The sequence below is a fragment of the Kitasatospora sp. NPDC023120 genome, from assembly GCF_055560835.1.
This window is the reverse complement of record NZ_JBVHHY010000018.1, coordinates 189370-201010: the sequence shown is the minus strand read 5'-3', so window position 1 is coordinate 201010 and position 11641 is coordinate 189370. Positions and strand designations below refer to the sequence as shown.

Annotated in this window: 6 protein-coding genes and 1 pseudogene; 2 read left to right on the top strand and 5 right to left on the bottom strand. The window is 75.9% G+C overall.

Features of this window, described 5'->3' with window-relative positions:
• Nucleotides 1-391: 391 nt before the first annotated feature.
• Nucleotides 392-1669, bottom strand: a pseudogene (locus ACZ3TI_RS26230) (SpoIIE family protein phosphatase); the annotation flags it as partial.
• 170 nt (nt 1670-1839) lie between these two features.
• Nucleotides 1840-3213 (bottom strand): NAD(P)/FAD-dependent oxidoreductase, encoded by a 1374-nt coding sequence (locus tag ACZ3TI_RS26225; protein WP_465730215.1) that lies wholly within the window; start codon nt 3211-3213, stop codon nt 1840-1842.
• Nucleotides 3214-3899: 686 nt separating this feature from the next.
• On the opposite strand from ACZ3TI_RS26225, the gene ACZ3TI_RS26220 reads away from it, so the two are divergent.
• Both ACZ3TI_RS26220 and ACZ3TI_RS26215 read left to right on the top strand, forming a co-directional pair.
• Entirely contained in the window at nt 3900-4658 is a 759-nt protein-coding gene (locus tag ACZ3TI_RS26220) for a TetR/AcrR family transcriptional regulator (protein ID WP_465730213.1), read from the top strand.
• A 380-nt stretch (nt 4659-5038) separates the two neighbouring features.
• The gene (locus tag ACZ3TI_RS26215; RefSeq protein ID WP_465730195.1) at nt 5039-7324 is read left to right on the top strand and encodes a sigma-70 family RNA polymerase sigma factor; all 2286 of its coding nucleotides are present in this window, start codon (nt 5039-5041) and stop codon (nt 7322-7324) included.
• Nucleotides 7325-7407: 83 nt separating this feature from the next.
• Here the strand turns inward: ACZ3TI_RS26215 and ACZ3TI_RS26210 are convergent, their stop codons facing one another.
• The 3 genes from ACZ3TI_RS26210 to ACZ3TI_RS26200 all read right to left on the bottom strand — a co-directional run bounded on the left by ACZ3TI_RS26210 (nt 7408) and on the right by ACZ3TI_RS26200 (nt 11113).
• Nucleotides 7408-8112: a DsbA family oxidoreductase gene (locus ACZ3TI_RS26210; protein WP_465730193.1), complete on the bottom strand. Its 705-nt coding sequence runs from the start codon at nt 8110-8112 to the stop codon at nt 7408-7410.
• A 96-nt stretch (nt 8113-8208) separates the two neighbouring features.
• A complete protein-coding gene (locus ACZ3TI_RS26205) occupies nt 8209-8730 on the bottom strand; it encodes a universal stress protein (RefSeq protein WP_465730191.1) in 522 nt (173 codons plus the stop codon).
• Nucleotides 8731-8959: 229 nt separating this feature from the next.
• Nucleotides 8960-11113, bottom strand: coding sequence for an asparagine synthase-related protein (locus ACZ3TI_RS26200; RefSeq protein ID WP_465730189.1), 2154 nt, complete (start codon nt 11111-11113; stop codon nt 8960-8962).
• Nucleotides 11114-11641: the final 528 nt, after the last annotated feature.

The window sequence follows — 11641 nt, the reverse complement described above, 5'->3', positions numbered from 1 at the left end:
TTCCAGCGGACCCTCCGGGCTTCGTTCTTTCGTGTTTCCAGCTTATCAGATGTTTTCCGCTCCGTTTCCGGGCTTCCTTCATCCAACTCGCCGGTTTCTTCCGGGGTTTGACGCCCCGTCCGACGTTTCAAACTCTAGCCGATCCCTGCCCCGAAAGGCGAATCGACCGCAATCCGATAAAACGAGCACGCCGAATAAGGCCCGAGCCGCGAACGCGAAAACGCGGACGCAACCCAGCCCGAACCTGGGAAGTGGTGTTTCAGAGGATTGGCTGCCCCGGGACCGTCCGCGCCGATGCGTGTCCGGTGCTCCCTGCCAGGCAGCTCGAAGAACACTAGACCTGTGGCCTCGCCGAGTCAAGCTCCGCAAGCGGTTTTTCGGCGACCTCCTCGGCCGGCAGGTGGAAGGCCAGGACGGCGACGTCGTCGTCGTGCTCCGAGGTCACCCCCATCGCTCGTAGCAGCCGGGCGCAGATGACGTCGGGGGCGCCGACCGCGCCGGTCAGGGTGCGGGCCAGGAGGTCCAGGCCCTGGTCGATGTCCTCGTCGCGGCGCTCGACCAGGCCGTCCGTATAGAGGACGCCGGTCGTGCCGGGGAGCAGGCGCAGGGTGTGGGAGACGTGCAGGCCGTCGCCGGTGCCGAGCGGGGGGCCGTTCTGTTCCTCGCTGCGCAGGATGGTTCCGTCGGGGCAGCGCAGGAGCATCGGGAGGTGGCCGGCCGAGGCGTAGGAGAGGGTGCGGCGCTGAGGGTCCCAGACGGCGTAGGTGCAGGTGGCGATCTGGTTGGCGTCGATCTCCATGGCGAGGCCGTCGAGCAGGCGCATCACCTCGTGCGGGGGCAGGTCGAGGCGGGCGTAGGCGCGGACCGCGGTGCGCAGCTGTCCCATCACGGCTGCTGCCCGCAGTCCTCGGCCCATGACGTCGCCGATGACGAGTGCCGTGCGTCCGCCGTCGATGGCGATCACGTCGTACCAGTCGCCGCCGACCGCGGCCTCGGCACCGCCGGGCTGGTACGTGGCGGCGACCCGCAGGTCGGCCGGCTGGTCGAGCTTCTGCGGGAGCAGGCTGCGCTGGAGGGTGACGGCGGCCTCGCGCTGGCGGCGTTCGGCTTCGCGCAGGCGGGCGGCGGCGAGGACCTGGTCGGTGACCTCGGCGGCGAAGATCAGGACGCCGGCGGGCGGACCCTCGACGGGGGTGTCAGTGGTGTCGCCGGGGCCGAGCGGGACGCAGGAGACGTTGTAGTAGCGGTTGCCGGTGAGGCCGAGGATGCAGCGGGCCTTGACGCTGCGCGGGCGACCGCCGCGGATGACCTGGTCCATCAGGGGCAGGACGCCCATGGTGCCGAGTTCCGGGAGGGCCTCGCGGGCGGGCAGGCCGGTGGGGCGTTCGCCGAAGAGCTCGCGGTAGGCGCGGTTGGCGTAGCCGAGCTGGTGCAGCGGGCCGTAGGTGACGGCGACCGGGGCGGGGATGCGGTTGAGGACCTCGCGCAGGTTCTGGGGTTTGTGCGGGTCGAGGAGTTCGGTGGCGGTGGTGGGGCTGGTCGGGTCGCGGGGGCTGGGCACGACGACGCCGTCGGCGGAGGGCGCGCCCTCGTCCGTGCCGGTCCCGTTGGACGGGGTGGCACGCCAGGGGGCTCCGGTGAGCCGGGCGCTCCAGCGCATGAGGTTCAAACGACGGCTGCTTCCTCGTTTTCCAGGCATATCATCACTTTTTGTGTACGCAGTGGTACACGGGGTAATGACCAGGTCGGGCTGATCCTGTCAGGGAGAGGCCCGGTTTCGGAAGTCGCGCGTCCGGCGTGGCCGTCGGATCGGCCTCCGGCCCCGGTGGGCGGGGGCGGTCAGCGGGGAGCATCCGGTCCGGTGTCGGACGGCCGTCCGAACCTCGGGTCGAATCGGTCCTCGAAGGTCGAACGCGGGTGCTCCATCGCGCCCAGCGAGACCACCTCCCGGGAGAACACCCCGCCCAGCACCCAGTCCATCAGCACCCGGACCCGGCGTTCCGTGCTCGGCAGCCGTCGTAGGTGCCGTGCCCGGTGCAGCCACCAGGCCCGCCGGCCGGTGAGCTTGCCGCCGCGTCGGGTGTGCGCGACGGCGCGGTGCAGTCCGAGCGAGGTCGAGCAGGCGGCGGGGCCGGGCCGGTACGCGGCCAGGCCCGGCGCGTGCGGCCCGCCGTCCAGGGCCACCGCGATGTTGCGGGCGAGCAGCTCGGCCTCGGCGAAGGCGTGCTGGGCGTTGGGCGCGCAGGGGGCGCCGTCCGCGTTCGGATCCGGTACGGCCGCGCAGTCGCCGGCCGCCCAGACGCCGGGCAGGGCCCGTCCGTCCGGTCCGACCGCCTGCAGGGTGGACAGGCAGCGCACCCGGCCGAGGGTGTCCAGCGGCAGATCGGTCTCGCGCAGCAGCGGGGACGGCCGGACACCCGCCGTCCAGACCAGGGTGCGGGCGCCGAAGCGGCTGCCGTCGGAGAGCGCGACGACCCGGTCGACGGCGGACTCCAGGGTGGTGCGCAGCCGGACGTCGACGCCGCGTTCGCGCAGCTCGCCGAGGGTGTGCTCGGCGAGTTCGGGCGACTCCTCGGCGAGGATCCGGTCGGTCGCCTCCACCAGGACCCAGTGCAGGTCCTCCGGGCGGACGTTGTGGTAGCCGCGCACGGCGGCGCGGGCCATGTCCTCCAGCTCCGCGAGCGCGCCGACGCCCGCGTAGCCCGCGCCGACGAAGACGAAGGTGAGCGCGGACTGGCGCAGCGCGGGGTCGCGGGTGGCGGAGGCGAGGTCGAGCTGCTCCAGGACGTGGTTGCGCAGGCCCACCGCCTCGCCGACGGTGGAGAACCCGAGGCCGTGCTCGGCGAGGCCGGGTACCGGTGCCGTCCGGGAGACCGAGCCGGGTGCCACCACCAGGATGTCGTAGAGGAGCTCGATCGGAGCCGGGGGTTCGCCGGGGCTCGCGGCGTCGGCCAGGGCGCGACGGGCGGCGTGTTCGATCCGGGTGATCCGGGCGGTGATCACCCGGCAGTCCGGCAGCACCCGGCGCAGCGGGACGACCACGTGTCTCGGGTCGATCGAGCCGGCCGCGACCTCGGCCAGCAGCGGGTGGTAGGTGAAGTAGGCCTGCGGCTCGACGACGGTGATCTCCACCTCTCCGCGCCGCAGCCGCTCGCGCAGGCGGCGCTGGAGGTGGAGTGCGGTGGCCGTACCGGCGCAACCGCCGCCGGCGATCAGGATCCTGATGGTGCACCTCCTGCCGATGTGACGTTTCGTCCCGGCCTCGCGGCCGGGGGTGTCCCCCCATCACGCCCCCCTATGAAGGACCGGCGAGGGTGGTCTTGTCCACAGTCCGTACGGGGCGGGTTGCTACGCGAGTGGCTCTCGTGGTCAGTTGTGCTTGCTGGGCGACTTTCTGACGCACTTTCGGGCGCGAAGAGCCGTGAACTATGGTCGGATTGTGCACCGGGGCGGCTGTCGCCATGACAATCGGCGGCGACGCACCGTGGAGCGGCCACTACGGCCAGTTCCAGCGTTGGCGTGAGAACCCGACTGAGGGACAGGCATCCGGGGAAGGGTAGTTCCCGGACAGGGCCCCGGACGGTGCCGACGCGCCGAGCCGGATGTGGACCCGGCCCGGCGGCACGAACCGTGGTCACCGGAACGGGACGGGCGGCACGAGCGATGGGTCATCGGGTCATTTCTGACGGGCTGAGCTGCACCGGGGGGTGCAGGGGCGGGCGACGACAGGGTCCGGGTTCGGACGCCTGCGGGGGAGAGTTGGGATGATGGAGCAGGAGCAGGTGTTGGGGCGGGCGGGTGCACCGCAGGCCGGACCGGACATGGTGCCCGAGCAGCGCGGCCCGGTGGACCTGCCGGCACAGACCGGGATGGCGCAGGGCGGGCTGGCGCCGACCGGGATGGCGTACGCCGCCGTTCCGTACCGGGCCGAGCCCGTGCCGGTGCCCGGGGCCCGGCTGCGGGTGGACGCCCGGCGGAACCTGGAGAGCGTGCTGCGGGCGGCCCGTGAGGTGTTCGGCGAGTTCGGCTACGGCGCGCCGATGGAGGAGGTCGCGCGCCGGGCCGGGGTCGGGGTCGGCACCGTCTACCGGCGCTTCCCGAGCAAGGAGGTGCTGGTCCAGCGGATCGCCGCCGAGGAGGTGGCGTGGCTGACCGCGCAGGCGCGCGAATCGCTGTACGGCGGCGACGGCGCCTGGGAGGCACTGGCCGGCTACCTGGCCCGGGCCGTGAGCAGCGGCGCGGGACGGCTGCTGCCGCCGGAGGCGTTCCGGTACGCGGAGGAGCTGGGCCGGGTGCCCGAGCAGCGGGTGCCGGAACCGCCCGCGGCCGTCCGCTTCGACCTGCGCGGCGAGGAGGCCCGCTCCGGCGGGGCGGTCGAACCGTCCGCCGCCGACGCCGATCCCCGGCTGCTGCTGCAGCTGCTGGCCGCGCTGGTGGCGCGAGCCGGTGCGGCGGGCGAACTGCGGCCGGGCGTCACGGTGTCGGACGTGGTGCTGGTGCTGACCGCGTCGGTGCCGGTGCACGCGGCGCGGCCTTCGGTGTCGACGCCGGCCGCGGGCGGCTTCTCGCCGACTTCTCCGCAGACGGACGGTCAACCGGTCGCCGGACCCTCGGACCGGCTGCTGCAGATACTGCTGGACGGCCTGCGGGCTCGCTGACACCCGGCGCCGGGCGCGGGCAGCGCGACCGGCCGGTACGGTCGCCGGCTTCGGCGGGTACGGTCGCTGGGCCTGGCGGGTAACGGAGTTGGCGGATCACCGGCGCGCGGGACGGGCACGCGCGCCGGGTGTGGGCGTCGCACGACCGCCACCGCACTCCGGGCGAACACATCCGCGACGGCCCCACGGAAGAGTGGGGAACGGCCGGTCCGGCTACCGCCCGTCCCTGCGCTATGCCATCCTTTGCCCGTGGTTGGAGCCAATGTCCCGATGCGCGCCCTTCGCGCGCCGTCGGCGCCGCACGTCGGGGAACCGTGCGCCTACGCACTTCCGTGCGCCCTGCCACACTACGGGGGCTGTCGTGGAATCTGGGGTCCGTTGTGAGCGCCGAGGAACAGAACGACTACGGGTACGGCCTCGACTTCGGGGGGTTCTCCGGTAGCACCGCCGAAGGGTCCGCCGCGGGCTCCGGCGGGGTCGGCGGTGCGGGCGGTGTCGGAAGTGTCGGCGGTGCGGCCCAAGTACCGGGTGCCGCACCGGGTTCGGCCGCCGGACACGTCCCCGACCAGGCCGGGATGCCCAGCCGCGAGTCGCTCTCCGCCTCCGCCGCCGCACTGCCCTCCGGCCGGGTGCCCGGCCAGGCCCCGGCGGGCCGGGGCGGCGTCGCCCCCGAGGCGTTCGTCGGCGAGCCGTTCGGCGACGGACGGCGGACCCGCCCGACCGTACCCGCCCCCGCCGACCCGGTGGACGGCGAGCGCCCGCCCTCCGACCCCGAGTTGACCGCCCGGGTACGGGCCGGCGACGACACCGCGTACGAGGAGATCTACCGCCGCCACGCCGACTCCGTCCGCCGGTACGCGCGCACCTGCTGCCGCGACAGCTTCACCGCCGAGGACCTCGCGGGTGAGGTCTTCGCCCGCACCCTGCAGGCGCTGCGAGCGGGCAAGGGCCCGGAGTTCGCCGTCCGTGCGTACCTGCTGACCGCCGTGCGCAACGTCGCCGCCGCCTGGCACCGCAGCGAGCGGCGCGAACAACTCGTGGACGACTTCGCCGTCTTCGCGCAGACCTCGGCCGCCGTGGTCGACCTCGACCTCGCCGACCCGGGCGCCGACGCCTGGGCGATGGCGATGGCCGACCAGCGGATGGTCATGCAGGCCTACGCCGAACTGCCCGAGGACGACCGGGTGGTGCTCTGGCACACCGAAGTCGAGCGGGAGTCCCCGAAGACCGTCGCCGTGATGCTCGGCAAGACCGCCAACGCCACCGCCGTCCAGGCCCACCGGGCCCGCGACCGGCTCGCCGCCGCGTTCCTGCAGGCGCACGTCTCCGGCAGCCAGGACAACGCCTGCGAATCGTACGCCAACCAACTCGGGGCGTACGCGCGCGGCTCGCTGCGCAAGCGGGCCTCGGCGGAGGTCGGGCGTCACCTCAGGGAGTGCGACCGCTGCACGACGGCCTGCCTGGAACTGACCGAGATCAACACCGGCCTGCGCGCGCTGTTGCCCGGCGGTGTGCTCGTCTGGGTCGGGGTCGGCGGGTTCAGCGCCGCCGCGGCCGCCGTCGGCGGTGTCGCCGCGGTCGGCGGCGCGGTCGGCGGTGTCGCCGCGGGTACGGCTGGTGCCGGTACGGCGGGGACGTCTGCCGCGGGTACGGCTGGTGCCGGTGCCGCGGGGGCCGGTGCGGCTTCCGGTGGGGGCGGGGGCGGTGCCGCCGCCGCGGCCGGCGAGGGCCTGGGCGCCGCCGCCAAGGCCGGGATCGCCGCCGCCGTCGCGGTGGCCGCGGCCGCCGTCGCCGCGTACGCGCTGACCGGCTCGCCCGAACCGGCGCCCCCGGCGGCCGCTCCCCTGGCCACCAGCGCCCCGGCCGCCCCCTCCCCCGCGCCGCCGGCTCCCCCGGCGTCCCCGGAGCCCGCGCCCGTGTCGGCCCCGCCCCCGGCACCCGCCGCGCCCGCTCCGGAGCAGCCCGCACCGGCGCCCAGCGCCAGCCCTTCCGCCAAGCCCGCGCCGGCTCCACCCGCCACCAAGGCGCCGAAGCCCCCCGCCCCCGCGCCCAGCAGCCCGGCCGCCCCGAAGCCGACCACCGCACCCCCGGTCGTGCCCCGGCCGACCCTGCCGCCGGTGCCCACGCCCGAGGTGCCCGTCGTCCCGACGCCCACCCTGCCGCCGGTGCCGACCCCGACCGTCACCCCGCCCACACCGCCCACGCCGCCCGCCCCCACCGACTTCTGGGCCGACACGCTGCCGGTGGTCAAGCCCGGCCACCACCGGGAACCGCCGTCCCAGCCGAGCATCCGGCAGAAGGGCAGCGACAACTTCTGGCAGCGCGACGGCGGTTGGATCGGCGGCGACTACCACCCGCACGCCCTCACCGTGCACGCCCCGGCGACCACCGTGATCGACCTCAACCGCAGCTGCACGTCCTTCGACGCGGTGGCCGGGGTGGACGACGCCACGCTCTCCCCGGGCGGGGTGGTCTTCTCCGTCCAGGGCGGCGACGGCCGCACCCTGTGGCACTCCCGGACGCTCGCCGTCGGCGACGACGCGGTGCCGGTGCACGTGCCGCTGGCCGGGCAGACGTCGATCAAGCTGGTGGTCACGCGGGCGAACGGGATCTGGTCGGCGCTGAACCTCGCGGACTGGGGCGAGGCCCGCTTCAGGTGCTCCTGACACGGGCCTCGGGTCCGTCTTCCAAACCCCCACCTACGGGGGTTCGAAGACGGACCCGAGGACTCCGGGCGGTGCCGGGAACGTCAGATGGCGCAGGAGCCGTCCGCGCAGGCCTCCCCGGCCGGGGCGACCTGCACCGGGGCGGGCCGGCGCTCGCCGATCTCGGCGGCGACCTGGTCCAGCACCTTGCGGAAGGTCTGGGCGTCCTGGCCGCCCTGGACCGCCCACATGCCCTCGAACACGAAGGTCGGCACGGCGCTGATGCCCAGCTCCCGGCCCTCGGCCAGCTGGGCGTTGACCTCGGCGGTGCCCTCGTCGCCCGCGAGGTAGGCGGTCACCCGCTCCCGGTCCAGGCCGACCGACACGGCGACGTCGGCCAGCGCGGTGCGGTCGCCGACGTCGACGCCGTCGGTGAAGTGCGCCTTGAGCAGAGCCTCCTTCAGCCGCCCCTGGACGGCCGCGCCGTACTCGGACTCGGCGAGGTGCAGCAGCCGGTGCCCCAGGAAGGTGTTGGCGTGCAGCGCGGCGTCGAAGTCGTACCTGATGTCCTCGGCGAGGCCCAGCTCGGCCACCCGGGCGTCCATCGCCACGGACTGCGGGCCGTAGCGCTCGGCCAGCCAGGCGCGGTGCGGGCTCGCCGTCTCGGGGGCGTCCGGGACCAGCTGGTACGGACGGTAGACGACCTCGACCTGCTCCCGGCCCGGGAAGTCCGCGAGGGCCTGCTCGAAGCGGCGCTTGCCGATGTAGCACCAGGGGCAGGCGATGTCGGACCAGATCTCGACCTTCATGCGGGGGTCTCCAGGGGGCGTCTTGTCAGATGCGTACGAGATGGGTGAACGATGAACCATCTCGGTACATTCCCGACAGGCCTCTGGCCTGGTGTTTCAGCCCGCGGGCGGCGCCGGGACCACCAGCACCGGGCAGGCCGCATGGTGCACTACCGCCGAACTCACCGAGCCCAGCAGCAGCCGGGAGAAGCCGCCGTTGCCCCGGGTGCCGACCACCAGCGTGTGCTGCCGGGTCGCCGCCTCCAGCAACACCTCGATGACGTTGCCCAGCACCACGTGCAGCGACATCTTCCCGGTGTACGGGGTCGGGCGCTGCCGCTGCACGGCACTCACCGAACGGCGCAGCCCGTCCGCCGTGCTCTCGACCAGCGTCTCCACGCTCTCCTGCACCAGCTCCGCCATCCCCGGCGGGTAGCCGGCCGGCGCCGGGTTCACCACGGCGAGCACGTACAGCGGCAGGCCGAACAGCTCCGCCTCCGTCATCGCCCGGTCCAGCGCCCACAGCGACCCGTCCGACCCGTCGCACGCCGCCAGCACCCCCGCCGACCGCCCCGTCGGCGGCCGCCCGAGCACCGACAGCACCACGGGCACGTCCCGCCCCGCGCTCCCACCGGCCACCGCACGCCCTCCTCGCCCCGGATCCACACCTCCGCCATCATGACCCGCCCGCACGACGCCGTCCCCGCAACCGCGCCGAGAGGAGGAGCCGGGCGCGGGCGGCCCGCCGGGAAGGACCTGCGGAGGCCGGGGCCGGAGGGTTGTCGGCGGACCGTTCGGCGGGGGAGCTGGCGGAGGGACGGCGCGCGGGCCCCGGGGTGGGGGCCTGGAGGCGGCCCTCTACGGGTGGTCAGGGGGTGAGGGCGGGGGGTTGGGGGTGGGGGAGGCCGGTCCAGCAGGCGCCGTGGCGGCGGGCGCGGACGCGGCGGAGCCAGAGTTCGGTGGACACGAGGTCGGCGAGGCCGGCGAGGGCGGAGGGGGAGAGGGGGTCGGCGGAGGGGGCGAGGTCGGCGCGGAGGGCGGGGAGGTCGATGAGGCCGGCTTCGGCGAGGAGGGGGGCGTCGAGGAGTTCGGCGAGGCCGTCGGCGGCGAGGCGCAGGCCGGCTCGGGCGGGGGCGGTGCGGTCGGGGCGGGGGCCGCGGCCCCAGTCGGGGGGCAGGTCGGTGCGGCCGGCGCCGGTGAGGACTGCGTGCAGGAGGGCGTGCCGGGCTCCGGGCTGGAGGCGGACGTCGTCGGGGAGTAGCCGGGCGGCGCGGACGACCTGGTTGTCGAGGAAGGGCGCGTGCAGGCGTTGGCCGGGCTGTTCGGCGGCGTGGACGAGCGTGCGGAAGGAGCGCGCCTGGCGGTAGAGGGCGTGCCGGGCGCGGTGTGCGCCGGGGTGTTCGTCGGGCGCCGGTTTGCGCGCCGCCAGGCGCAGCCGCAGGGCGACCGAGGAGAGCGCCTCGTCGGAGAGCCAGCGGGCGGCCGGTCCGGGGACGCACCAGGCGAGGTCGACGGCGGAGCGGGCACCGGCCGTCCCGCCGCCGTCCGGGACGTGGCGGGCGGTCAGTTTGGCGGCGGCCTCGTCCAGCGCCTCGGCGTAGCGGACCCGGGAGAGCCGGTGGGCGGCCCGGACCACGGTGAGCGGGGTGCGCAGCGCGCCGGTCAGGACGCCGGCGACGGCCCGGTCGGCCCCGGCCAGTGCGGCGACCGGGGGCAGGAGTTCGCGCGGGCGGCCGGCCCGGATGAGGTCGGCGAGCCGGGCCGGGTGGCCGTCGAGGACCTGCCGGGCGCCGTAGCCGGTGAGGTGGTCGGTGCCGCCGGCGTCGAAGCGGGCCTCGGCGCGGGCGGCGGCGACGAGTTCGGGCCCTGGCTCGTCGGTGAGCCGGCCGGCCTGCGGGTCGGTGCGCAGTCCGGCGTACGGGAGGGTGTCGGGGCCGGGGTCGAGCACGGTGTGCCGCAGGCGCGGGGTGTCGGGGGCGAGCGCGAGGGTGGCCGGGGGCTCGGTCTCGCCGAGCGTGACGGCGGCCAACTGCTCGGGGGCGGCGGGTTCCCGGACGGCGGTGCGGGCCCAGGAGCCCTTGACCGCGCCGTTCCTGGCCGCGCCGGTGCCGGTGCCCGTGGCGTCCGGGGCGGTGGTGGCGGCCGCGGTCACGGGGCTCGGCACCGGCGGCAGGGGTACGGCGGCGGCGAGCAGGGCGACGGTGGCGGAGGCCGTGCCGTACGAGAGGTCGACGCCGAGCCGGGCGCGTCCGGCGGGGTCGGGGGCGGGGGCGGTGGTGCGGACCCGGGAGCGGACGGACTCCAGCAGGGCGCGGGTGAGTTCGCGGACGGCGGGCGCCTCGTCGCGGGGCTGCTCGGCGCCGACCGGGTCGTCGTAGGAGGACTGGTACGGGCGGCCGCCGCGGATCGCGAGCACGTGGCCGGGCGGCACCTGCCGGACGCCCAGGTACGGGGTGCCGGTGCCGAGCGCCTCGGGGGACTCGGGGCAGGCGAGGCGGGCGGCGAGGTGGCCGGTGTCCAGGGCGGCGCCGACCAGGTCGGCCAGCGGGAGGGCGGCGGTGGCGTACGCGGTGCCGCCGCCCCAGGGGGTGTGGAAGACGGGCTGGGCGCCGGCGAGGTCGGTGAGCAACAGGGTGGAGCGGGTGCCGGAGCGCAGCACGACGGTGTAGCTGCCGGGCCAGGCGGTCAGGTGGCGGACGGCGCCGCCGCGGGCGGCGGCGAGGCCGGCGGCGAGCTCGGCGTCGGTGGCGCCGCAGTGGCCGAGGACGGCGAGCCGGGTGGTGGCGGGGGTGTCCTCGACGGGGTCGGGGGCGGTGGGTCCGGTGCTGACCACGGCGGGGGCGCCGGGGCGGAGGGTGACCAGGCGGATCTCCTCGGGCCGCCAGTCGCCGACGGCCCAGAGCGGGTCGGGCCCGGTCCACAGGGGGCGTGCGGCGATCGGGGCGACCGTGCCGAGCGCCTCGTGGGCGGGCGTGCCCGCCCTGGACGCGGCGCCCGTGCACCAGCCCGTCAGCCACCGCATCGCGCCTCCACCGGACGAGGACCTGCACCCGGGCGGCGCGTTCGCCACCGGGCGGGCGGCCGGGTGGGGTGTGCCGTGGCGGTCCGCGCGCGCGTCCGGACGTGGCCCCGCAGCTCGACGCGCCGTCAGGGGACATCGTGCCACCGCTCGGCGCCGCTGTGGCCGGTGTTGCGGGTTCCGCTTCGGCGGCGAGCGCGCGGGCGGCTCCGGGGGTTGCGCGTGCGGGCGGCTCCGGGGACGCGCGTGCGGGCGGCTCGGGAGGGGGCGACGGGCCCGCGGTGGACGGGGCCGGGCGGGCCGGGCCTTCCCCTCCTTGGCCCGGACCGCCCGCGGGCCGCCTTTGGCATGGGCATCGCGAGATGGCCGAAAGGCGTCGCCCGGCCCGGGAGGGCATCCGCATGCCCTCCCGGACCTCACCGCCGCCCGCGGGGATTGAGGCGGCGGCATCCCCCGGCCCGCCGGGTCCTCGACGGCGGGCCGACCCACGACCACCAGCGAATCGCCGACCAGCCGGTCGGGCCAGGGGGC